General features: G+C 72.1%; 18 protein-coding genes. 12 read left to right on the top strand and 6 right to left on the bottom strand.

The window, feature by feature from the left end; genetic code table 11:
* Positions 1–86 precede the first annotated feature (86 nt).
* Both BLA60_RS16140 and BLA60_RS16135 read left to right on the top strand, forming a co-directional pair.
* Positions 87–938 (top strand): SDR family NAD(P)-dependent oxidoreductase, encoded by an 852-nt coding sequence (locus BLA60_RS16140; protein WP_211288740.1) that lies wholly within the window; start codon positions 87–89, stop codon positions 936–938.
* On the top strand, positions 935–1435 hold the full coding sequence (locus BLA60_RS16135; RefSeq protein WP_075133681.1) for a hypothetical protein: 501 nt from the start codon (positions 935–937) through the stop codon (positions 1433–1435). The genes BLA60_RS16140 and BLA60_RS16135 overlap by 4 nt, the downstream gene beginning before the upstream one ends.
* On the opposite strand, the gene BLA60_RS16130 is transcribed toward BLA60_RS16135, so the two are convergent.
* Positions 1371–2762 carry an MFS transporter gene (locus BLA60_RS16130; protein ID WP_245812009.1) on the bottom strand — a complete coding sequence of 464 codons (1392 nt, stop codon included), beginning with the start codon at positions 2760–2762 and terminating at the stop codon, positions 1371–1373. The two genes, BLA60_RS16135 and BLA60_RS16130, sit on opposite strands and share 65 nt — an antisense overlap.
* Positions 2763–2836: 74 nt before the next feature.
* Positions 2837–3277, bottom strand: coding sequence for an Rrf2 family transcriptional regulator (locus BLA60_RS16125; protein ID WP_245812008.1), 441 nt, complete (start codon positions 3275–3277; stop codon positions 2837–2839).
* A gap of 138 nt (positions 3278–3415) precedes the next feature.
* Between BLA60_RS16125 and BLA60_RS16120 the strand changes: the two genes are divergently transcribed.
* The 8 genes from BLA60_RS16120 to BLA60_RS16085 all read left to right on the top strand — a co-directional run bounded on the left by BLA60_RS16120 (position 3416) and on the right by BLA60_RS16085 (position 14265).
* Positions 3416–4489, top strand: a complete 1074-nt coding sequence (locus BLA60_RS16120; protein ID WP_075133678.1) for a PQQ-dependent sugar dehydrogenase — start codon at positions 3416–3418, stop codon at positions 4487–4489.
* Positions 4490–4563: 74 nt separating this feature from the next.
* Entirely contained in the window at positions 4564–5394 is an 831-nt protein-coding gene (locus BLA60_RS16115; protein ID WP_245812007.1) for a COG1361 family protein, read from the top strand.
* Positions 5395–5464: 70 nt separating this feature from the next.
* Positions 5465–6919, top strand: coding sequence for a hypothetical protein (locus BLA60_RS16110; RefSeq protein WP_154814383.1), 1455 nt, complete (start codon positions 5465–5467; stop codon positions 6917–6919).
* Complete coding sequence (locus BLA60_RS16105) at positions 6916–7851, top strand: hypothetical protein (protein ID WP_075133675.1); 936 nt, start codon at positions 6916–6918, stop codon at positions 7849–7851. Before BLA60_RS16110 ends, BLA60_RS16105 begins: the two co-directional genes overlap by 4 nt.
* Positions 7848–8228, top strand: a complete 381-nt coding sequence (locus BLA60_RS16100) for a hypothetical protein (protein WP_075133674.1) — start codon at positions 7848–7850, stop codon at positions 8226–8228. Before BLA60_RS16105 ends, BLA60_RS16100 begins: the two co-directional genes overlap by 4 nt.
* Before the next feature lie 9 nt (positions 8229–8237).
* Positions 8238–10844, top strand: a complete 2607-nt coding sequence (gene nhaA / locus BLA60_RS16095) for a Na+/H+ antiporter NhaA (RefSeq protein ID WP_084734986.1) — start codon at positions 8238–8240, stop codon at positions 10842–10844.
* A 44-nt stretch (positions 10845–10888) separates the two neighbouring features.
* Entirely contained in the window at positions 10889–12499 is a 1611-nt protein-coding gene (locus tag BLA60_RS16090) for a Na+/H+ antiporter (protein WP_075133672.1), read from the top strand.
* A 221-nt stretch (positions 12500–12720) separates the two neighbouring features.
* Entirely contained in the window at positions 12721–14265 is a 1545-nt protein-coding gene (locus BLA60_RS16085; RefSeq protein WP_075133671.1) for a carbohydrate-binding protein, read from the top strand.
* Positions 14266–14269: 4 nt separating this feature from the next.
* On the opposite strand, the gene BLA60_RS16080 is transcribed toward BLA60_RS16085, so the two are convergent.
* Both BLA60_RS16080 and BLA60_RS16075 read right to left on the bottom strand, forming a co-directional pair.
* Positions 14270–16612: an arylsulfatase gene (locus BLA60_RS16080; protein WP_075133670.1), complete on the bottom strand. Its 2343-nt coding sequence runs from the start codon at positions 16610–16612 to the stop codon at positions 14270–14272.
* Positions 16613–16764: 152 nt separating this feature from the next.
* On the bottom strand, positions 16765–17493 hold the full coding sequence (locus BLA60_RS16075) for an alpha/beta hydrolase (protein ID WP_245812006.1): 729 nt from the start codon (positions 17491–17493) through the stop codon (positions 16765–16767).
* A 225-nt stretch (positions 17494–17718) separates the two neighbouring features.
* Here BLA60_RS16075 and BLA60_RS16070 point away from each other — a divergent pair, with 225 nt between their 5' ends.
* Together BLA60_RS16070 and BLA60_RS16065 are read left to right on the top strand one after the other, a co-directional pair.
* On the top strand, positions 17719–19173 hold the full coding sequence (locus tag BLA60_RS16070) for an alpha/beta hydrolase (protein WP_075133668.1): 1455 nt from the start codon (positions 17719–17721) through the stop codon (positions 19171–19173).
* A 139-nt stretch (positions 19174–19312) separates the two neighbouring features.
* Complete coding sequence (locus BLA60_RS16065; RefSeq protein WP_075133667.1) at positions 19313–20578, top strand: ATP-binding protein; 1266 nt, start codon at positions 19313–19315, stop codon at positions 20576–20578.
* Between the two features lie 25 nt (positions 20579–20603).
* Here the strand turns inward: BLA60_RS16065 and BLA60_RS16060 are convergent, their stop codons facing one another.
* Both BLA60_RS16060 and BLA60_RS16055 read right to left on the bottom strand, forming a co-directional pair.
* Positions 20604–21563: a helix-turn-helix transcriptional regulator gene (locus BLA60_RS16060; RefSeq protein WP_162292971.1), complete on the bottom strand. Its 960-nt coding sequence runs from the start codon at positions 21561–21563 to the stop codon at positions 20604–20606.
* A 144-nt stretch (positions 21564–21707) separates the two neighbouring features.
* Positions 21708–23204 carry a DUF4153 domain-containing protein gene (locus BLA60_RS16055; protein ID WP_084734985.1) on the bottom strand — a complete coding sequence of 499 codons (1497 nt, stop codon included), beginning with the start codon at positions 23202–23204 and terminating at the stop codon, positions 21708–21710.
* Positions 23205–23227: the final 23 nt, after the last annotated feature.

Raw genomic sequence — 23227 nt, 5'->3', positions numbered from 1 at the left:
AACTGCCTCCTTCCGCCCGGCGGACTCCCTACCGAGGATAGGCGTGCCCCCCGAAGGTCACCCGATGGCACTGAACGAGGAGAACCGTGTCCCACCAGCACCAGGCGAAGACCGTGGTCGTCAGCGGCGGCACCGACGGCATGGGCCGCGCCCTGGCCCTGGCCCGCGCCGAACGCGGCGACCGGGTCGTCGTGCTCGGCAGCAACGAGACCAAGGGCGAGTTGCTGCTCGCCGACGCGACCCGGCTCGGCGCCGGCGACCGGGTCGAGTTCCACCGCGTCGACCTGTCCGGCGTCGCGGCGACCAGGGACGTGGCGGAGCGGATCCTGGGCCGCCACGAGGTCATCGACGCGCTGTGCCTGTTCGCCAACCGGCAGGCACCCCGGCGGATCACCACCGCCGAGGGGCTGGAACGCACGTTCGCCCTGTACTACCTCAGCCGCCACCTGCTCGGCGAGGGCCTCACGCCGGCCCTGCGCCGCGCCGCCCACCCGGTGATCGTCAACGTGGCCGGCGTCGGCGTCACCAAGGGCCGCATCCACTGGGACGACCCGCAGCTGGAACGCCGCTACGGCACGGTCACCGCCCAGCTCCAGGCCGGTCGCGCCAACGACCTGCTCGGTGTCGCCTTCGCCGCCCAGCCGGACAACCCGATCCGCTACGTCCTCTACCACCCCGGGTTCACCAGGAGCGGCGACCTCAGCCCGCTGCCGGCACCGGTCAGGGTGCTGCTGCGCCTGGCCGCCCGGCTGGCCGCCCGGCCGGTGGACCGCGCCGTCGCGCCGATCCACGGTTTCCTCGACCGGCCGCCGGCCGCCCCGCTGACCGCGGTCGACCGGGACACCACCCTGCCGCTCACCCTGGAGACCCTCGACCCCGCCAACGCCCGACGCCTGCGGGAGGTGACCACCCGCCTGCTGGCTACCGTGGCGACATGAGGTGGATCAGGTGGTGTGCCTACGGCGCGTTCGCCGCCGCGGTACCGACCGCGCTGTGGCGGATCGTGCTCGCCGCCGGGCCGACGCTGGGCACCCCGGCGCGATGGCGTGCGGCGCAGGACATCCCGGGCACCGGAACCTGGTACGTGCTGACCCTGTCGGTCCTGCAACTGCTCGCCGCCGCGTGTGCCTTCGCGCTCGTCGTGGACGTCCGCCGGCTCACTCCACGCTGGACGCCCGAGTGGCTGCGCCGGCGGGCGGGGACGCTGGTCGGCGTGGCCGGGATCGCCGGGTCGGGGCTGCTCCTGCTGATCGTCGGCATGTCGGTGATCGCCTGGGACAAGGTGGACCCGTTCGCCGGGCAGCCCTACGACGGGTGGGCGTGGCTGTGCCTGGGCAGCTACCTGTGCGCGGCGCTGTGGCCGGTGTTGCTCATGCCGGCCTCGATCGGCTACCTGGCGCACCGCCGGCGAGCCGGTACGCCAGTGCCGTCGTGAGGACGGCGATCGCCGCCATGGCGAGGAAGGCGTCGGAGTAGGCGGCGCCGTCCGCGCCGGAGTGCAGCGGGTTGACGGCGGCGGCGTCGCTCTGCCGCCGGGCCGATACCAGCGCGCCGAACAGTGCCGGTCCGGCGCCCGCGCCGAGGAACTGGGCGCCCTGCACCAGTCCGAGGCCGACACCGACCCGCTCCGGCGGCAGCGTGCCGGCCGCCGCGCCGATGATCGGCGTGATCACCAGGATGAAGCCGACGGCGAGCAGGAGTACCCCGGCCCCGGCGGGCACCACCGACGCACCGCCGGTGAGTGTCGACAGGCACAGCCCGGCCAGGGCCATCAACCCGAGCCCGGTGACCACCAGCGACCGGGTGCCCCACCGGTCGGTGAGACGCCCGATCGCCGGCGAGAGCACGGCGACGGCGATCCCGGCGGGGATCATCACCAGGGCGCCGACACCCGGGTCGAGGCCGTTGACCTCCACCACCAGCAGTGGCACCAGGACCAGCCCGCCGAGGTTGACGACCATCGCCAGCAGGGCGATCAGGACCGTGGCCCGGTAGGCCCGGTTGGCGAACAGCTCCGGCGGCGCGAACGGCTCGGCGGCCCGGACCGTGCGCCAGGCGAACAGCGCCAGCAGGACGGCCGCCGCCAGCAGGCTGACCCACGACGCCCGCGCGGCGAAGCCGGCCACCTGTGCCTGGGTCATCCCGAATAGCGCCAGACCGGCGCCGCCGCCGAGGAACACGCCACCGAGCAGGTCGAACCGCGTCGCGTCGCCGGGCGGTGTCTGTCCGGTCAGTGCCCGGGCGGCCAGCGGCAGCAGCACGAGCGCCGAGGCCGCCATGAGCCAGAACAGGGCCGGCCAGCCGAGGTACTGGCCCACCACGCCACCGAGCGCCGGGCCGGCCGCGGCGCCGATCCCGGAGGCGGCCGACACCAGGCCGATTCCCGTGCCACGGCGGTGTTCGGGCAGCAGCCGGGTGATCGCCACGACCGAGAGCACCGGCAGGGCGGCCGCGCCGGCCCCGGTGAGGATCCGGCCGGCCACGAGCACGGGCAGGGTCGGGGCGAGCGCGCACACCACGTTGCCGACGACGTAACCGGCCAGCGCGACGGTGAACAGCCGCCGCAGCGGCACCCGGTCTGCGACCCGGCCGTAGACCGGGATGCCGACCGAGAACGCCAGCAGGTAGCCGGTGACGACCCACGCGATCTCCGCCTCGGACGCGCCGAATCCGGCGGCCATGGCCGGGAGCATGAGGGTGACCATGTCGCTGGCGACGACCGTCACCAGGACCGCCGGCATGAGGACGGCCAGCAGGGGCATCGGGATCCTCCAAAATGCAACCATGATGGTTGCAGTTAGGGCATGCGGAAGGACAAGGGGTGAAAGTCGGTTCGTCAGGCGGTTCCCCGCGAGCGCTCGGCGATGAGCACCTGCTGGACCAGGTCGGCGATCGTGGTCGCGGCCAGACGTTGCTCCATGGCCCGTTCGGCGTCCAGGAACTCGGTTTCCAGCACGCCCCGCATGTGCCGCCCGACCTCGCAGGACTCGTTGGGGGAGTGGGGATGGCGGGAGAGCACCGGGCCCTGCTCGACGGCGGCGTAGGCGTCAAGCAGGGTGATCTCCCGTGGCCGGCGGACCAGGGACCAGCCGCCGCCGCGCCCCTCGGTGGACCACACCAGGTCGGCGTCGCGCAGGTTGCCGAGGATGCGGCGCACGAGAACCGGGTTGCTGGACAGGCTCTCGGCGATCTCGGCCGAGGTGAGCGTGCGATCGTCCCAGCGCGCCAACATCGTCAGCGCGTGGATCGCCACCGCACTCCTGCTGCTGAGCCCCACCCGGACACCTCTCCCACGGAAACTGCAACGATCGTAGTTACGGTTTCTGGCGGGCGTCAACCGGGTGCGTCGCCGGATCGGGTGGAACCCGGCGTGTTCCGGTCGAGGCCGGGTTCGAGGGTGGGCAACCATGGTCGCATGAAGATCGCCAGATGCGTGCTTGCCGTGTCGTGCCTGTTCATCCCGTTCGTGAGTGGTGGCGCGGTATCGGCGCACGCGGAACCGGCGGTGACCACGATCGCCCAGGGACTGCGCACGCCGTGGGCGATCGCGTTCCTCCCCGGGGGCGACGCCCTCGTGTCCGAGCGGGACACCGCACGGCTGCTGCGGGTCACCCCGGCCGGCCAGGTGAGCGCCGTCGGCGTCATACCGGGGGTCGTGCGCCGGCCGCAGGGCGGGTTGCTCGGGCTCGCCGTGTCACCGCACTTCGCGCAGGACCGGTTCGTCCACGCCTACGTCTCCACCGCGCAGGACAACCGGATCATCCGCTTCCGGTACGCCGACGACACCATCACCGACATCCGCACGATCCTCGCCGGCATCCCGGTCGCCGACGACGCCAACGGCGGCCGACTGCGCTTCGGGCCGGACGGAATGCTCTACGCCACAACGGGTTTCAACTTCCGCACCGAGTACCCGCAGGATCTCGCCTCGCTCGGCGGCAAGATCCTGCGGCTGACCCCGGACGGCCGCCCGGCCCCGGGCAACCCCTTTCCCGACTCGGTCGTGTGGACGCTGGGCCACCGCAACGTCCAGGGCATCGCCTGGGACCCCGCCGGCCGGGCCTTCGCCACCGAGTTCGGCTCCGCCACCTACGACGAGCTGAACGAGATCCGCCCCGGCCACAACTACGGCTGGCCGGAGGTCGAGGGCCCGTCGATCGGCTCCCGGTTCACCGCCCCCGAGATCGTCTGGCGCACCGGCCAGGCCTCACCGTCGGGCATCACCTACGCCGTCGGCTCACTGTGGATCGCCGCACTGGGCGGCGAACGGCTCTGGCAGGTTCCGCTCGACCGCGCCGGACAGGTCGGCACCCCGGTCGAGCACCTGGTCGGCGTGTACGGCCGGCTGAGGGACGTCGCGGTCGCGCCGGACGGCGCGCTGTGGATGCTCACCAGCAACACCGACGGCGTCAGCGCCGCCCGCCCCGGCGACGACCGGATCCTCGTCCTGCCCGCTCAGCAGACGGCGACGTTGGGCTTCCGAGGGTGAATTCCCACCGTTTTCGGTAATGGCGGAGCACCTCGCGGCGACCCACCCGGCAGATGTCGACGTGGGGAGTGCCGGTGAAAGCGTGGCGTGGTTCGGTCGTGGCCGTTGTCGTGGCGGCGGGTCTGGTGACGGGTCCGGTCGCGCAGGCGGCGCCACCGGATTCCAGTGCGGTGACGGTCAGCACCACCAGCCTCGCGCCGGGAACGACGTTCACCGTCGCGCAGGAGATCCACAATCCCACCGACTTCACCGTCACCAGTGCGCACGCCTCGGTGGGCGGGCTGACGGGGCTCGCGGAACTGGTCTCGTGCACCGGCGCGCTCGTGCCCTGTTTCGACTTCGGCTCCACCTACCGGGGTTTCGTTGGTGAGCTGGCGCCCGGGGAGGTGGCGACCGTCGAGTTCACCTTCCGCGTCCGCGACGACGTCGCCGGTGGCGTGTACCAGTGGACCCACCAGTTCGCCGGCGGCAACTACGCCTTCGAGGAACTGCCGGGCCCGGCGCTGACGGTCACCGCCGAGGCCGCCGACCTGCGCGTCGGACTCAGGGCCACGGTGCACGGCCTGCTGGCGCCCCGGGTGGACTACGCGGTCACCGTCACCAACGACGGCGACGTCACCGCGACCGGGATCCGGCTGGCCGCCACCTACGCGCCGGGCCTTGGCTGGGCCGGCTCCAGCGACTGTGTCCCTGGCGGCGGGCGCGCGGTGACCTGCGCGGTTGACACGCTCGCGGCCGGTCAGTCACGCACCGTGCGGTTCTCCACCGGCACCGGCCTGCTCGCCCTCGGACCGTTCACCACCTCGGTCGTGCGGGCGGCGAGCACGCCGGCCGACCCCGACCCGAGCGACGACCGGGCCACCAGCACCTGCTACGCGCTCACCGGGCTGCTCGTCAGCTGCTGAGCGTCACGGTCCGGGCTCCCTTTCCGGATTCCACTGCCCCCGGACAGTCCTGTTTGGAATGCTGCCGGGCGTGCGTGGAACCCTCGCCTGCCTGCTCGCGGTCATCGGCCTCGGCCTGCTCGCCGCGCCGGCCTCGGCCGGCGCCCGTCTCGGCGGCCGTCTCGATGGCCGGCTCGATGTGGCCCCGATCATCGCGGCCCTGGACCGGGGTGACCGGGTCGTGCGCGCCCCGGGCACCGTGGCCCACTTCGACGAGGCCCGGGTGCGCGACGAACTCGGGCCGAAGACCCGGCTGGTCGTGCTGCCCTACGTCGACTACGACCGGTACCGGACCGGTGGCGAGGACAGCACCGAGAACGACTACCACGAGGTGGTCTCCCGGCCGATCCAGACCTGGGCGCTGGACCGTGAGCTGCCGCTGCTGGTCGCCACCGGCCTGGACGTCACGATGGTCAGCGGGGGATCGGCCATGGACCACCGCCTGCCGGCCGACCTCGACGAACTGCGCGCCACCACCTCCACCGGGGTGATCACCGAACGGCTGATCGTGCTGGCGCGCCTGAGCCGCGGCCTGCCGCCGTCGGTCGCCGAGGACGTCGACATCACCTACCCGGCCCCGGTGCCGGCCGATCCGGACCGCGCGGCCGAGGTGGTCGACGCGCTGCGGGACCGGCGCCTGTACAACGCGCCCGGCCGCGCCGACCCGGTGGAGGACTGGGTCGTGGAGATCGCCAAGGAGGAGTCCGGGCTGGACCTGCGGATCGCCGCGTTCCCCGGCCTGGAGCCGGGCCAGCCGGTCGTCGACCACCTCACCCCGCTGGCGAAGGCCTACCCCGACGACGTGGTGATGGTGCTGCACGGCGACTGGTTCGACATCGCCGCCCCCGACCAGGCCAAGGCCCTCGCCGCCCGCGCCTACGCCTACAGCGACGCCGACCTGTCCCTGCTGGCCACCGGCCGGCCGAGCACCGGCCTGCTGCGCGACACCACCAAGCGCCTCGACCTGCTGCTGACCGAGACCGCGTGGGGCTACCCGCAGCCGCCGCCCCAGCCACGGGCGCTGCCCTTCGACGTGCAACGCACGGTCGCCACGCTGGCGCCGTGGGTGCTGGTCGGCTCGGCGCTCGTGCTCGGCGGCGCGGCGTTCTACCGCCAGCGCACCCGGCTCGCCGCCGCCGCGGCCGTCGAGGAACGGGCGTTGCGCGCGGAGAGCGCGGCGGCCATGGCGGCCGTCGGTGACCTGGGCGCCACCGTCCTGGCGGCCGAGGAGGACGGCCGGGGCGCCGACCCGGCCGCCGCCGAACGGCACGCCACCGCCCGCCTGCTCTACGACCAGGCGCACACCGCCGCCGCCATGGTCGAGGTCCGCCGCATCGCCGAGGAAGGACTCGACCTGCTGGCCCCGCCCGAACCGAAACCCCGGGCGCGCGCGAAGAAGTCGGCGCGCGCCGCCGCCGCGAAGTACGCCGCGCGGGTCGCCGCCAGAGCCGTGAGGTCGGCCCGCCGGAAGGGGAAGCGCCGATGAAACGCTGGTTCGGTGTGCCGCGCTGGCTGGTCGGCGCGGTCGTGCTCGGGGTGGCCGGCTGCGTGCTGGTCTTCGGTGTCGCCTCCCCGCCCGAGCCGGTCTCCGCCCTGGCGCGCGAGGTCGTCGACGGCCTGCGCACGACCTCGGTCTACGAACAGCCCGGCGGGCCCGGCCTGATCGACGCCCAGCGCTCCCGCGAGCTGATCGGCGACCGGGCGATCGTCGTCGTGCTCCTCGCCGAGCCGCTGCTCGACGACCCGACCTACGTCACCGACCCGCGCGCCGAACACTGCGCGGAGATCGCCGACCTGGTCGCCACCTCCGTGGTGATCCTCTACGCCTTCGACGACCGGGGCGAGTACGACGCCGAGTACTGCGTCGGACCGGAGTTCGCCAACGACGCCAACCCGGTCGACCCGCAGGACTACGTGAGCGGTGTGGTCGGCGGGGTCCACCTCGGTACCCACTTCCGGGTGACCGAGACCGACCGGTTCGCCGAGGTCGAGGAATACGTGTACACGTTCGACCACTACACGATGCGCGACAGCCCGAACGGGGTCCCGCGCCGGGGGATCGTCGTGCCCCCACCGCCCACCCCGGACGCCCCGCAGGCCTGGCAGGTCGTGCTCGCCCTCGGCGGCATCGTCGCCGGCACGATCGCGCTGTTCGTCCTGGTCCGTGCCACCGGTGGGCTCGTCGCCCGCCGGGGCTCCCGGACCGCCGCCGCGCACACCCGCGCCGAGCGGATCAACGCGCGGCTCAACCGGCTGGCCGACACCGTCCTGCACCCCGAGCCACCGAACAACGCCAGGGCGGCGCGCCGGCAGGCCGACCTGGCGGCCAGGTACGTCGCCCTGCTGGCCACGGTCGAGTCTGGCGCGCCGGCCGAGGCGGAACGCGCACTGACCGAACTCGAGGAGGCGGCACGATGAGCTGGGTGTGGATCGCGGTGGCGGTCGTGGTGGTGGCGGCCGGCGCGCTCACCCCACTGCTGACCGGACGTCGGCAGCGCGCGCTGGCCAGCAACGACGAGGCGGTCGCCGCCCGCTCCCGCTACCACCAGCTCGGCCACTACGTCGAGGACGGACCCGAGCACGTCACCGACGAACGCGCCGCCGCCCTGCTGCGCACCGCCAGGGAACGGTGGCTCACCGCCGGCTCGCTGCTCGCCAGGGCCACCACCGAGGCCGACTTCACCCAGGCCGAGGCCGTCGCCGTCGAGGGGCTGGGCGCGGTCGCCGACGCCCATGTCCAACTGGGACGACCCGGCCCGCGCGTGCCGAGGCGCCGGGACCCCGAAGACGGTTAGCATCCGCGGGTGAGTTCCTCCCCACCCCAGCTGAACTGGGAAGGCGCGACACCCTCCCGTACCCGCGACGTGCTGGCCCAGCTGGCCCGCCCGCTCAAGGACTACTTCGCCAACCCGGCGGCCGCCGCCGGGTTGCTGCTCGGCGCGACCGTGATCGCGCTGCTGTGGGCGAACTCACCGTGGTCGGACTCCTACGAGGCCTTCTGGCACACCGAGCTGTCGATCGGGTTCGGCGGCGGCGAGCTGGCGCTGGACCTGCGGCACTGGGTCAACGACGGGCTCATGGTGTTCTTCTTCTTCGTCGTCGGGCTGGAGGTCAAGCGGGAACTGGTGGTCGGCGACCTCGCCGACCGGCGCACGGCCGCCGTCCCGCTGGCCGCCGCGGTCACCGGCCTGGCCGTGCCGGCCGCCGTCTACCTGCTGTTCAACCCCAGCGGCGAGGCCGCGCGGGCCTGGGGTGTGGTGATCTCCACCGACACCGCGTTCCTGCTCGGCGTGCTCGCCCTGGTCGGCCCGGCCTGTCCGGGCGCGCTGCGGACCTTCCTGCTGACCCTGGCCGTCGCCGACGACGTCGGCGCGCTGACGATCATCGCGCTGTTCTACACCGAGGACCTGTCGCTGACGCCGTTCATCGTGTCGCTGGTCGGGCTGGGGCTCATGGTGGGGCTGCGCTACCTGCGGGTCTGGCGCGGACCGGCCTACTTCGTGTTCGGCGTCGCGGTGTGGGTGGCGATGTACGAGTCCGGGGTGCACCCGACGATCGCCGGTGTGGTGATCGCCCTGTTCACCCCGGCCTACGCGCCCCGGCGCGACGAGGTCGCCGAGGCCGCCAGGCTGACCAGGGCGTTCAGCCAGTCACCCGGTCCGGAGCTGGCGCGCGCCGCGCGGCTGGGCATCGAACGGTCGGTGCCCAGCGCCGACCGGCTGCACCGGCTCTACGAGCCCTACAGCAGCTACCTGATCGTCCCGCTGTTCGCGCTGGCCAACGCCGGTGTCAGCCTCAGCTCGCAGACCCTGTCCGAGGCGGTGACCTCACCGGTCACGATCGGCATCATCGCCGGCCTGGTGCTGGGCAAGCTGCTGGGCATCACCGGCGGCGCCTACGCGGCCGTGGCGCTGCGGCTGGGCACGATGGCCAGGGGGCTCAACCCCGGCCAGGTCCTCGGCGGCGCCGCGCTGTCGGGGATCGGGTTCACCATCTCGCTGTTCATCGTGGACCTCGCGCTGGGCGACTCGCCGCTGGCCGACCAGGCCAGGGTCGGTGTGCTGGCCGCGTCGCTGCTGGCCGCGCTGCTGGGCTGGGGCCTGTTCCGGCTCGGCGACCGGCGCCACGGCCAGGACGGCCGGACCGCCGGGACGCTGGTGCCGCCCGTGGACCCCGACCGCGACCACATCCGGGGCCCGGTCGACGCGCCGATGACCCTGGTCGAGTACGGCGACTTCGAATGCCCGTTCTGCGGGCGGGCGACCGGCGCCGTCGACGAGGTGCTGGAGCGGCTCGGCGACCGGGTGCGCTACGTGTTCCGTCACCTGCCGCTGGTCGACGTGCACCCGAAGGCGGAGCTGGCGGCCGAGGCGGCGGAGGCGGCCGGCGCGCAGGGCAGGTACTGGGAGATGCACGACCGGCTCTACGCCAACCAGGACCGGCTCAAGGCGCCGATGCTGGTCGAACACGCGGCGGCCATCGGCCTGGACCTCGCCCGGTTCACCCGCGACCTCGGCGACGGCCGGTTCGCCGAGCACGTCCGCGAGGACGCCGAGTCGGCCGAGGCCAGCGGCGCCGGCGGCACCCCGACGTTCTTCGTCGGCGAGCGCCGGCACACCGGCCCGTTCGACGCCGACACCCTGGTGGCGCGGCTGCTGGAGAGCGTCGGCGAGACCGCACCCCCGCCCGGCCCCCGCCCGGTGGTGCTGCTGCCCGACCCGGTCACCAGGACCTCGGTCGTGCCGCCGGAGAAGATCCCGGCCGGTGCCGACCGGCTCACCGCCGACGACAGCACCTATCCGACGTTGAGCGAGGAACACCTGGCCGTGCTCGACCGGCACGGCACCCGCCGCCGGGTCGAACGCGGCCGGATCCTGTTCGCCGAGGGCGACCCCAGCTACAACTTCCACGTCATCACCGACGGCACGGTGGCCACCGTCGACGACCTCGGCGGCCCGGCCGAGCACGTGCGGGCGGTCAGCGGTCCCGGCCGGTTCGTCGGCGAGCTGGGCCTGTTCGCCGGCCAGTCGCCGGTGATCACCGCGCTGGCCACGACCGAGGCCGAGGTGATCGAGCTGACCCCGCCGGCGCTGCACGCCGCGTTCACCGAGTCCGCCGGCCTGCACGAGGTGGTGCTGCGGGCGATGCTGCTGCGCCGCTCCCGCTACCTGGAGGCCGTCCCCGACCTGCGGATCATCGGCCGCGCGCCGGATGAGGACACCCGGCGGCTGCGCGCGTGGGCGGCCGACAACGGCCTGGTCGACCACTTCGCCGACATCGACGAGGACTCCGGGGCGGCCGGCCTGCTGGACGACCTGGACGTCGACCCCGAGGACCTGCCGGTGGTGATCTGGCGGGACAGGACGATCCTGCGCAACCCGTCGACCGAGGAGTTGGCCGCGCTGCGCTGACCCCGGCTGCCCGGCCGCCGGTGCACGAACGTGAGAATACGGGCATGATCGCGACGTTAGCGCTGGTACTCGGTGGGTTGGCCGTGGTGATGCTGGCTCACGCGGTGGCCGACCGGACCGGCCTTCCCGCCCCGATTCTCCTGGTGGTGGCCGGCATCGGCTACGGCTACCTGCCACTGCCGGGCGCCACCCTCGAGCTCGATCCGGAGATCGTGCTCTACCTGATCATCCCGCCGCTGCTGTACGCGGCCGCGTTGCAGTCGAGCCTGATGGGTCTGCGTCGCAACGCGCGCACGGTCGTCGGGCTGTCGGTGTTCCTGGTGGTGGTGACCGCGCTGGCGGTCGGGTTCGGGTTGAGCGCGGTGATCGCCGTGCCGCTCAGTGTCGCCGTCGCGATCGGGGCGGCCGTCGCCCCGCCGGACCCGGTGGCCGCGCTGGCCATCGGCCGCCGCGCGGGGCTGCCGCCCCGGCTGATCACCATCGTCGAGGGGGAGGGGCTGCTCAACGACGCGACCGCGCTGACGATCCTCAAGGTCGCGGTGGCGGCGGCGGTGAGTGGTTCGTTCTCGCCGGCCGGCGCGGTCGGGCAGTTCCTGCTCGTGGCGGCCGGCGGGCTGGCCGTCGGCATGGTGGTGGCGCTGCTGATGACCTGGCTGCGCCGGTTCATCACCGACTCGCTGATCGACAACGCGCTGTCGCTGGCGACACCGTTCGCCACGTTCCTGGTCGCCGAGGAGCTGCACGTCTCCGGGGTCCTGGCGGTCGTGGTCGCCGGGCTGTGGCTCAGCCACCGCAACCCCTACCTGCAGTCCAGCGGCGCCCGGCTGCAGAAGCGCGCGGTGTGGCGGTTCGTGGAGTACCTGCTGGAGGGCTACGTGTTCGTCCTCATCGGACAGCAGCTGCCCGGTCTGGTGGCCGACCTCAAGGTCTACGAGCCGGGCACCGTGGTGATCGCCGCGACCGTGACGACGGTCATCGTGCTGGGCGTGCGCCCGCTGTGGCTGCTGGCCAGCGCGCACCTGCCGACCAGGATGCACGCGCGGCTGGGCGGTGACCCGAAACCGGGCAACCCGCCGCTGTCGGGCCGGGAGCTGCTGGCGTTGAGCTGGGCCGGCACCCGGGGCGTGATCACCCTGGCGGCCGCGTACATCGTGCCGGTGGACGTGCCGAACCGGGACCTGCTGCTGTTCTGCGCGTATGTGGTGGTGCTGGTGACGCTGATCGGCCAGGGTCTGACGTTCGCGCCGCTGCTGCGCCGGCTGCGCATCCCCGGGACCGACGTCGCGCGGGCGCTGACCCGCAACCAGGCGCGGGTCGCCGCCGTCGAGGCGGCGCTGGCGCGGTTGGACGACCTGGTCGAGGAGGACCCGGACCTCGCGCCGGCGACCGAGCCGCTGCGCCAGTCGGCCCAGCTGCGCCTGGAGCGCTACACCAGCCGGGTCGAGCACCTGTCCTCGGCCGAGGACGACGAGCTCCCGGTGGACACCGACTACCACCACGGCCTGATGGCCCGACGGGAGATGATCGCCGCCGAACGGGAGGAAATGTTGAGCTGGCGGGATTCGGGTCAGCTCCTGGACGCCGATCTGCGGATCCTGGAACGGGAACTCGACCACCAGGAGAGCATTCTTCCCCGGGACCGCCCCGAACACTGACCGGAGGGTGGACGATTCCGTCCGACAGGTCCGGTGTGGACGCAGAGAATTCCGTCATCGGGGCGTCGAATCATGTCGAACTCCCAGGCCAGCGGTGGTGTCGCGGATCGGTGACGGGTGCCGCCGTGGACGTCATTGTCCACGGCGGCGTCGATTGACACCTGTTCGGGTGCCTGCATAACGTCGAAGGCAAGCGCTTTCCCGCGCCTTGGAGGTTATTCATGAGACTCGGAGTTCCCGTTGCCGTGCTCGCCGTCGCCGGCACCGTCGGTGTCCTGGCGCCCGGCGCGGCGGCAGCGGCCACCACCCGGTACGAGGCCGAGACGTCCCCGGCCGTGTGCACCGGCACCATCGACAGCGACTGGCCCGGCTACACCGGAACCGGCTTCTGCAACAGCACCAACGCGATCGGCGCCCACGCCCAGTTCACGGTGACCGCCACCGCCGGCACCTCGACGGTCCAGGTCCGGTTCGCCAACGGCACCACCAGTACCCGCCCGGCCGACCTGGTCGTCAACGGCACCACCGTCGCGTCCGTGCCGTTCGAGAGCACCGGCACCTGGGACACCTGGGCCACCAGGACGTTCACCGTGGCCACGACCGCCGGCACGAACACGATCCGGCTCAACCCCACCACGAGCGCCGGCCTGCCCAACCTCGACGCGCTCGACCTCACCACCGGCGACGACACCCCGCCGCCGACCGCCGACACGCTCTACGTCGCCCCCGGCGGGACCGACGGCGCCACCGGCACCATCTCCGACCCGACGACGCTGACCTCCGCGCTGACCCGCGTCGACGCCGGCGGGACGATCTACCTGCGCGGCGGCACCTACCGGCACACGCAGACGATCACCATCGCGCAGAACAACAGCGGCACCTCCTCGGCCCGCAAGACCATCACGGCCTACCAGAACGAGACCCCGGTACTGAACTTCTCGGCGCAGAGCGAGGACACCGCCAACCGCGGCCTGGTGATCGGCGGCTCCTACTGGACGATCCACGGCATCGTCGTCGAACGCGCCGGGGACAACGGGATCCTGCTCGCCGGCAGCAACAACATCATCCGCCGCACGGTGACCCGGTTCAACCGCGACACCGGCCTGCAGCTGTCCCGGCTGGCCTCGAACACCCCGCAGTCCCAGTGGCCGGCCAACAACCTCATCGAGAGCTCGGTGTCCCACGACAACGCCGACTCCGACGGCGAGGACGCCGACGGCTTCGCCCCCAAACTCACCGTCGGCGGCGGCAACGTCTTCCGGTACACGGTGTCGCACAACAACATCGACGACGGCTACGACCTGTACACCAAGTCCGACACCGGCCCCATCGGCGCGGTGACCATCGAGGACTCCCTGGCGCTGGACAACGGCACGCTCTCCGACGGCTCGCAGGCCGGCAACGGCGACCGCAACGGCTACAAGCTCGGCGGCGAGGACATCGGGGTGAACCACGTCATCCGCCGCTCGATCGCCCACGGCAACGGCAAACACGGCTTCACCTACAACCGCAACCTCGGCACCATGACCGTGTCGGACAACGTGAGCGTCGGCAACGAGGAACGCAACTTCAACTTCGACGGCGGCTCGTCGGTCTTCCGCGGCAACACCTCCTGCGACAGCGGCTCCAACGACCGGATCATCGGCAACAGTGACAGCTCCAACCAGTTCTGGTCCGGCTCGAACGGCTCCCGCTGCTCGGCCTACACCGGGTCCCTCCGCTGGTCCTTCGCCTCGGACGGCCGCCTGGTGGTGACCTTCGGCTGACCGCTCACTCCCGCGCCATCATCGCGGCCGCCTCCTTCTCCAGGTCCAGGAACGGGGTACCGGCGACGTCGACGACCACCTGGTCGACGACGCCGCCGGTGAACGGGTACGGACGGCTGCCGGGGTAGTCGCCGGTGACGGGCTCACCGGGATCCTTGCCGACGTTGAGCCCCTCACCGGCGAGCGAGAAGTTGCCGGGCTGGGTCCGGATCCTGGCCTGTCCGACCTTCTGCTCGCCGACGTGCAGCGACAGGGTGCCGGTGGTCGGCAGCCCGTCACCGTCGCGGACGAACACGGCCGAGAGCACCACGTCGCCGACCGGGATCTCGGCGGTCGAGGTGACGAGCTGCTCGTCGATCCCGGCGAAGTTGTTGACGTAGCGCAGGGTGCGGTCCCGGACGTAGAGCGCGTGTCCCCCGAAGCACGCGCCCTGGGAGAACAGGACGCCCTCGGCGTCCGGCGAGTCCACCCGCACCAGCGCCGTGATCGTGAAGGAGCGGTTGCGGAGGTTGACCGCGGCGGACTCCGGGATCTCGGCGGTGCCGGGCCGGTAGACGTACCGGTCCCTGACCGGCACGACCTGCGGCCGGTCCGGGTCGGCGAGGATCTCGCGGGCGGTCAGGTCCATCAGCGGGAGCCCGTGGTACTTCCCGGCCTCGTGGAACCACAGGTTGACCAGCTGCCGGAGCCGGTCGGGGTGTTCGGTGGCGAGGTCGTGGGACTCGGTCGGGTCGTGCTCGGTGTCGTAGAGCTCCCAACGGTCCTTGTCGTAGTGGCCCCACCCGGCGATCGTCGGGTGCACGGCGACGGCCTTCCAGCCCTGGTGCCAGATGGCGCGGGACCCGAGCATCGAGAAGAACGCGGTCTCCTTGGGCGTCGGCACGTCGTCACCCGCGAAGGTCGACCGGAAACTCACGCCTTCGATCGGGACCTGTGGGAAGCCCTTCACCACGGCCGGCAGTTCGATGCCGAGACAGTCCAGGATCGTGGGCACCACGTCGGTCGCGTGCACGAACTGGTGGCGCAGCTCGCCCCTGGCGGGAATGCCGCGCGGCCAGGACACGATCATCGGGTCGGCCACGCCACCCTCGAACGTGTAGCGCTTCCACATCTTGAACGGGGTGTTGAACGCCCAGGCCCAGCCGACGGGGTAGTGGTTGTAGGTGGCGGGCGAGCCCAGCTCGTCGAGCTGGCGCAGGTTGTCCTCGATGTCGTCGGGGATGCCGTTGAAGAACTTGTTCTCGTTGACCGAGCCGTTGGGTCCGCCCTCGCCACTGGCGCCGTTGTCGGACACCAACACCACGATCGTGTTCGCCAACTGGTCGGAGTTCTCCAGGAAGTCGAGCAGCCGGCCGATCTCGTGGTCGGTGTGCGCGAGGAAACCCGCGTACACCTCGGCCATCCGGCAGAACAGCCGCCGTTCGTCCTCGGACAGCGAGTCCCACGGCCGGACCACGTCCAGCGGCGGCCACTCCGTGCCGTCCGCGCCGCGCTCGTCGGCGTAGGTGTTCATCGGTGACAGTTCGGCGTGCGCCGGGAGGATCCCGAGTTCCTTCTGGCGCGCGAACACCTGTTCGCGGTACCGCTCGTAGCCCTCGTCGAACCGGCCCCGGAACCTCTCGATCCACTCCTTCGGGGCGTGGTGCGGCGCGTGGGTCGCGCCGGGGGCGAAGTACATGAGGAACGGTTTGTCCGGTGCGATGGCCTTGGCGTCCTGGACGAACTGGATGGCCCGGTCGGTGAGATCGGTGGTCAGGTGGTAGCCGTCCTCCGGCCAGGACGGTTGCTCGACCGGGTGATTGTCGTACACCAGATCCGGGTACCACTGGTTGGTCTCGCCACCGAGGAAGCCGTAGAACCGTTCGAAGCCGCGCCCGACCGGCCAGTTCCGCTTGGTGGAGGCCAGGTTCATCTCGTCGGCGGGACACAGGTGCCACTTGCCGAGCAGGTAGGTGTTCCAGCCCCGTTCGCCGAGGACCTCGGCGATGGTCGCGCACTCGAACGGGATGTGCCCGTTGGAGTTGGGGAACCCGGTGGTGGCCTCGGCGATGCACGCCATCCCGTTCGTGGTGTGGTTACGGCCGGTGATCAGACAGGACCGGGTCGGTGAGCACAGCGCGGTGGTGTGCCAGTTGGTGTACGTCAGACCGTTGCTGGCGAGCCGGTTGATGTGGGGTGTCTCGATGAGACCGCCCCACGGTTGCATCGCCGAGAAGCCGACGTCGTCCAGCACGATGTACAGCACGTTCGGGGCGTCGGTCGGGGCGGTGGGCTGCAGGTAGGGCTCCCAGTCCGGGACCGAGTCCCGGACGTCGACGTTGATGGTCCCGTTGAACGTCCGCGCCATCGAGGGCCTCCCGGGGTGGCTGGGTCCCCCGCAGGGTGCCGGGTGCGCCGGGCCGCGACCTCACCTCCGCCGGGTGAGATCACCCGGCGGCCGACTCCGGACGGACCGCTGGGCCGGCGCGACGGGTCGCACCGGCCCAGCGAGGTCACCGGTCAGGAGGCGATGAACTTCGCCACCGTCTCGGCGAGGAGGTTGGCGTCGACGTCGTGGTTCTGGCCGTCGAGGCACTCGGTGCCGTGGGACACCGGCAGGACGTCCGCGAGGGACTTCGCGCCGTTGTGGACCCACTGCTCGCTGGCGCCGCCGTAGATGACCAGCGTCTTCACCGTCGAGGAGTTCCACCGGTCCTCGGGCAGCGGCTTGCCGGACATCAGCCCGTCCATGATCTCGCCGTCGTAGGCCACGGTGTGCGCCACGGCCTCCATGGCACCGAACCACGGCTCGGCGCGCATCGCGGCGACGTCCTCCTCCGGCATGAAGAACGTCGTGGTCATCGCGTAGGCGACGGCGTCGCCGCTGCGGCCCTCGGCGAGGATCTGCTTGGCCTGGGCGAGGTAGTCGTCCGGGCGGGGCGCGTGGCTGTCGTCCACGATGACCGGGGCCTCGTAGACGGCCAGGTGGGTGATCGGCAGCCCGGCCGCGGCGGCGTCCAGGCAGAGCACGCCGCCGGAGGACAGGCCGAGCACGGCCGCCGACCCGCCGGCCTCGGCGATGATCGCCGCGAGGTCCTCGATCTCCCGCTCCTTGGCGTAGGGCTCGGTGTTGCCGCTCTCGCCGCGTCCACGACGCTCGTAGGTGTAGACCGTGTGCCTGTCGGCCAGCGCCCCCGCGAACATTCCCGCCCACGGGTCAATGGCACGGTAAGCGAATCCGCCGTCCACCAGGACGACCGCGGGACCCTGCCCGACCTTCTCGTAAGCGATAGAGGTTCCATCGCTCGACCTGACAACACTCATAGGGAAATCCTTCTGTCCATTCGGGTTTCTCGTGGTCCGCGTATTCTCGTCCGTTCGGCCTAACCGGGCATCTCCGAGATTGCTTTCGACGCGGGAATCCGACAGGGTCCATTGTGTCGAGGATATTTCTTCCGCGATGAAGGGAGCGTCGTGAAGGCCATCCTGGTGGGTCTGGTCGCCACGGTCGTCCTGACCAGCCCTGTTGCGTCGGCCAGTACCCCGGCCGGCCAGCGCGACGCGGCGATCGACTGGCAGCCGTGCCCGGACACGCCCTCGGTGCAGTGCGGATCGCTCACCGTCCCGCTCGACTGGGCCGACCCGGACGGCCCGACGACCCAGATCGGCCTGGCCCGCCGGCCGGCGACGGATCCGGCGCGGCGGATCGGGTCGATCCTGATGAACCCTGGCGGACCGGGCGGCTCCGGGGTCGAGGTCGTGCAGCGCGGACCCGCCATGACCGGGCCGGTCGAGCAGCGGTTCGACGTGGTCGGGTTCGACCCGCGCGGGGTCAACACCAGCGAGCGGGTGCTCTGCGACCCCGACCTGTCCGACGAGTACCTGCAGGCCACACACCCGACCACCGCCGAGGAGTTCGACGACCTGGTGGGCCTGGCCCGGCGGCACGCCGAGGACTGCCGGTCGCGCAGCGGCCCGATCGCCGACCACGTGGACACCCTGCGGACGGTGCGCGACATGGACGCGATCCGGGTGGCACTCGGCGAGGAGAAGCTGACCTACGTCGGCTACTCCTACGGAACGTTGATGGGCCAGCAGTACGCCGAGCGGTTCCCCGGCCGGATCCGGGCGATGCTCAACGACGGCAACGTCGACCACAGCATCACCTCGCCCCGGGAGTACGCGGACAAGCACACCAGGGTCGTCGAGGAGAACTTCGTGGCCTTCGCGGACTGGTGTGACACCACGGAGTCCTGCGCGCTCAACGGGTTGGACACCAGGGCGGTCTTCGCCGACCTCAAGGACCGGGCACGCGCCGGCACCCTCGTCGATCCGGCGACCGGCCAGCCGCTGGACTTCTACCACCTCTCGCTGCGGACCTCGTTCCGGACCTACCTACCCAGCGAATGGCCGCGGACCGCCAACACCATGCTGGCCTTGCGCACCGGCTCGGTGGCCGGCCCGTCGGTCGCCGAGCCGGTCAACGACCCGTTCACGATGGTGCGCTGCGCGGACTGGCGGTTGCAGGTCGAGGACTTCGACGTGTACGCCACCCTGCGCGCCGGACTGACCAGGAGCTACCCGAACGTCGAGTGGTCCCCGTACGTCGACTACGTCGCCCACTGCGTCGGCGACCCGGTCGAGGTGCGCAACCCGCAGCACGACCTGGAGATCGAGGGCGCGCCGCCGCTGCTGATGATCGGCAACCGGCACGACCCCGCCACCCCCCTCGAGTTCAGCCAGGTCGCGGCGCGGCAGTCCGGCTCGCACCTGATCACCTACGAGGGCTGGGGCCACACCGCCTACTACCCGGGGGCGCAGGTGAGCGAGTGCGTGAACGCGGCGGTGGAGGCCTACCTGATCGACCTCACCGTGCCGCCGCGCGGCCTGACCTGCCCACCGGCCAACGACCCGCCAGGCCCGAGGTAGGCCGTCCCACCTCCGAGACGTCGGATGTCCGACATGGCGGAAGACCGCCACGTCGAGGTCTGGGCGCGGCCCGTGCCGGCGCAAATACTGATCGAACACGGCGCCGACACCGGGCCCGTTCGACCAGAAGGACGTCTTCATGAGACCGAGAACCCCGTTACTGATCGCGACGGTCGCCGCCGTGACCGTCGCGCTGGTACCGGCCCAGGCCGCCGCCGCCCCGGCCGCCCCCGCCGAGGCCCCCACGGCGGCCCCCACGGCGACCTCCGCGACTCCGGGGTTCGTCGCCCCACTGAACCTCGACCTCGCCCGCGCCCACCTCGACGCCGCCGACCGGGCCCGGCTGGACGCGATCACCGCGACCCTGCCGGCCGACTGGCAGGAGCGGCTCGCCCGGTTCCGGGCCGAGTTGGGCATCGAGCCCTCGCCCGTCGAGCAGGCCGTGGCGCGGGCCATCGACCCGTCGCAGTACGAGTGCCAGCCGACGGCGTTCAGCGACTACACCAGCACCCTGCTCGCCGACGTCGACCTCGGCACGCTGCTGACCCTGCTCATCCTGGGCGTGCTGGACTACCCGACCTACGACGCGCTGCTGTTCGGCACGGCGCGCGACAAGGACTACGGCATTCCCCACCAGTACAAGACGCCGGTGACCCAGACGGTCAGGAAGTCGCAGAAGTTCTGGGACGTCGACCTGTCCGACGTCCAGACCCTCGCCATGCGCAACGACATGCTGGCCGACCACGCCAGGATGGCCCGAGTGATCGGCGTGCTGTTCCCGGCGGACACGCCCGAGGACTCGGCCAGCACCGCCACCATCCTGATGGACATGATCCGGACCGCGCCGGGGCTCGACGGTGGCCGCAACCCGATCTTCACGCTCAACGCGTTCGCGTTCACCGCCGAGGGCGAGACCGACCCGATCTTCCAGGGCCTCCCCGACAAGGTCATCTTCGGTGAGGGTCTCGGGGTCGCGCTCGGCGAGCTCGGTCTCGGCGGTACCGGCGCGAAGGCCGTGGTGGCCCACGAGATGGCCCACCAGGTGCAGTTCGAGCAGGGCTACTTCGACAGCCCGCTCACCGGCCCGGAAGCCACCCGGCGCACCGAGCTGATGGCCGACGCCTTCGGGACCTACTTCGTCGCCCACAAGCGGGGCTTCGGCTTCACCGGCGAGAGCCTGCGGACCGCGACCCAGGCCTTCTACGAGGTCGGCGACTGCTCGTTCACCAGCAACGGCCACCACGGCACGCCCAACCAGCGCCGCGCGGCCTCGGAGTGGGGCGCCGACCAGGCCACGACCCGGCCGCCGTTCCCGGTGTGGCCCTCCGACACGCTCTACGCGGCGTTCGAGCGCCAGCTGCCGACGTTCCTGCTGCCCGACGCGGCGCAGGCCCCGGCGGCGTGACGTGCCGGCCCGCCGCGACCGGTGCTCACAGCCAGCCGCGGCGGGCCGCCTGCACGCCCAGCTGGAAACGGCTGCGGGCGGCGAGGGTGTCCTGCAACGCCATGATCCGGCGGTTCACCGTCCGCTCGCTCACGCCCAGCTCCCGCGCGATCGACGCGTCGGTGAGGCCGGCGCCCAGCAGCGAGAGCAGCCGGCGGATGTCGTCGCTGGGGCCCTGGTCACGCGGGTCGGCGGTGATCGGCACACCGAGGGTCCAGTAGGTCTCGAAGACACCGATCAGCGAGTCCAGGAACCCGCCCTCGAAGAACACCGCGGCGTGCACCCGTTCCGGCCCCGGCATCGGCGCCACCAGCACGGCGCGTTTCCCGTCGGCGATGTGCAGGTTGCAGGGGACGTCCGGGAAGACCCGCGCCGACTGGCCGAGCGAGACCGCGTCCTGGATCATCGCCATCACGTTGCGCTGGTGCAGGATCTGCGCGCCGTAGACCACCCGGTAGGACACTCCCCGGCGCATCGCCTCGTGGGAACCCGGCTGTGGCGAGGGCTGCGGCGGCGACTCGCCCCTCGGTCCGATGGACAGCGCGCGGACGTCGTTGTCGGCCTCGGCGTGCAGGCGGGCCATGACCTCCATGGCCTGGGCGGTGGTCGTGACCACCTCCAGGAAGTCCGATGTGGACATCTGGCGGGACCAGACCTCGGCCAGCACCTCGGACGCCTCCCTGGCCGCCGCGGCCGCCCGGACGTACTGGTCCGCCAGGGCCTGCAACGGCATCCGGGGCGGACGTGGTTCGAACGCCTCACCGTTGACCAGCATCAGCCCGACCCGCGCCAGCATGTCGACGACCTCGCGCGCGGAGTCCCGGTCGCGCCCGAGTGCCTCGGCGAGCGCGTCGAGGTCACGCACCCCGTCCTGCACGACGACCCGGTACGCGCGGTCGGACAACTCGGCCATGCCTCGGCCGGCGGAAAAATCCAGGGTGGACATGTCTCCCCTTGGGCAAGATCGAACCATGCTAACGCCGGTGATCGGCGCCGCTCAACGGTCGAGCGGGCAGCCGACGGGGCGTCCGATGGAGACATCCGCCACAACCCTGATCCGCGTTACACGGTGTTCACCGGGTGGGATCGCTCAGGGAGTCCTCAATAGACACCCCGTGGCCGGTTCCGGTCCGACGGCGACCTCCCTGGCCGCCGCGCGGCTGAGGTTCCACGCCGTCCAGGAGTCGGCCGGCAGCCACGCGGTCACCTCCCGCAGCACGCACGAACGCTGGGGCTCGGCCAGCCGCTCGACGGCCGGCACGACATCGGGGGAGAAGCGGCCGAGGTACTCGACATCCAGCGGCCGGCCCTGCTCGACCCGGTCGATGTTGCGCTCGGCGATGAACCGCTCCGGGTTCAGCACGACCAGCGCCAGCAGCGCGGCGGCCGCGGTGCCGACCGCCGCGCGCGGCAGCCAGGCCGTCCGCAGCCGCACCAGCGACGCCCCGACCAGCACGAACACCGCGCCGAGCCAGATCTCGCAGACCTCGACCAGCAGCCGCAGCACGGTGAACCCGTAGGCCTGCTGGTATGTCCACATGCGACTCAACGCGGAGGCGACCAGGACCAGGCTCAACCCGCTCAGCGCGCCCAGCAGTGCCCGTTGCCAGGCCCGGTCGGCCGCCGTGGTGTTGGGTGCCCAGCGCAGCGCCGCGCCGACCAGCGCGAGCGTCAACACGGTCGCCACACCCAGCTGCCAGAACCCGCCGCGCGCGTACTCCGCCGCCGTCAGGCCACCGGTGCGCCGCAGGTAGTCCTCGCCGCCGAACAACACCATCAGCCGCACGGCGACGAACACCGCGAACAGCGCCACCAGCACCCCCAACGGCAGCGCCCACTCCACCCGGTGCGTCAACCGCCGCCGCGCCGGGTTCTCGCCGGCCCGCTCCGGCGGCGCGGCCAGCAGGTAGCACGCCCCGGCGACCGCCAGCCCGGCCCCGCCGAAGGCCAGCAGCCAGCCGGCGAAGACGTCCTCGTCGATCTCCGGCACCGCCGAGGACACCAGGTGCGCGAACGCCGCGTCCGCCCCGCTCAACAACGGCACGAACACCGCCAGCAGCGCCAGCGACGCCACCACCGCGAGCCCCACGCGCCGCCGCCGGCCGTCGGCCTCCTCGGCCCGCCGCCGCACCGCGCGCATCACCCACGGCAGGCTGCGCAGCGCCTCGACCGGCACCGCGACCGCCTCGTAGAACAGCGACCTCGACGTCCGCCGGCCAACCACCGCCAGCGACCCGGTCACGCACGCCGCCACCACACACAGCGCGAACAGCCACTCGGCCGCGCGGACGAACCCGGCGGCCAGCAACGCGAACGTGGCGGCGGCCCACACCGCGCTCATCCCGGTGAAGTGCGGTGCGGCGTCGGCCGGACGCGACCGGCGGTGGACGTGGACCACGGCGCCCGCCACGACCAACCCGGTCAGCACCACCCCGATCCCCGGCCGCTCCAACGGAAGCAGCACCGCCCCGCCGAGCCCGGCGACGACCGCCGCCGGCAGCACGGCCGGCGTCACGGGCACCACCGCCGACTTCGGCGGGGGCACCGGCCGCGTCAGGAACGGGGCCGGCAGGGTCCTGTCAGGCATGGATCATCTCCAGTTTCTCGGGC

The organism is Actinophytocola xinjiangensis (assembly GCF_001921215.1).
GTDB classification, from domain to species: Bacteria; Actinomycetota; Actinomycetes; order Mycobacteriales; family Pseudonocardiaceae; genus Actinophytocola; species Actinophytocola xinjiangensis.
The sequence above is the reverse complement of the archived record's forward strand: the minus strand, read 5'-3'. Positions and strand labels throughout refer to the sequence as shown.

Bases quoted from the DNA above. Each gene is read 5' to 3' on its own strand.
- BLA60_RS16135 (WP_075133681.1), top strand. From the start codon at position 935: ATGAGGTGGATCAGGTGGTGTGCCTACGGCGCGTTCGCCGCCGCGGTA.
- BLA60_RS16130 (WP_245812009.1), bottom strand. From the start codon at position 2,762: ATGCCCCTGCTGGCCGTCCTCATGCCGGCGGTCCTGGTGACGGTCGTC.
- BLA60_RS16120 (WP_075133678.1), top strand. From the start codon at position 3,416: ATGAAGATCGCCAGATGCGTGCTTGCCGTGTCGTGCCTGTTCATCCCG.
- BLA60_RS16105 (WP_075133675.1), top strand. From the start codon at position 6,916: ATGAAACGCTGGTTCGGTGTGCCGCGCTGGCTGGTCGGCGCGGTCGTG.
- BLA60_RS16100 (WP_075133674.1), top strand. From the start codon at position 7,848: ATGAGCTGGGTGTGGATCGCGGTGGCGGTCGTGGTGGTGGCGGCCGGC.
- BLA60_RS16090 (WP_075133672.1), top strand. From the start codon at position 10,889: ATGATCGCGACGTTAGCGCTGGTACTCGGTGGGTTGGCCGTGGTGATG.
- BLA60_RS16085 (WP_075133671.1), top strand. From the start codon at position 12,721: ATGAGACTCGGAGTTCCCGTTGCCGTGCTCGCCGTCGCCGGCACCGTC.
- BLA60_RS16080 (WP_075133670.1), bottom strand. From the start codon at position 16,612: ATGGCGCGGACGTTCAACGGGACCATCAACGTCGACGTCCGGGACTCG.
- BLA60_RS16065 (WP_075133667.1), top strand. From the start codon at position 19,313: ATGAGACCGAGAACCCCGTTACTGATCGCGACGGTCGCCGCCGTGACC.
- BLA60_RS16060 (WP_162292971.1), bottom strand. From the start codon at position 21,563: ATGTCCACCCTGGATTTTTCCGCCGGCCGAGGCATGGCCGAGTTGTCC.
- BLA60_RS16055 (WP_084734985.1), bottom strand. From the start codon at position 23,204: ATGCCTGACAGGACCCTGCCGGCCCCGTTCCTGACGCGGCCGGTGCCC.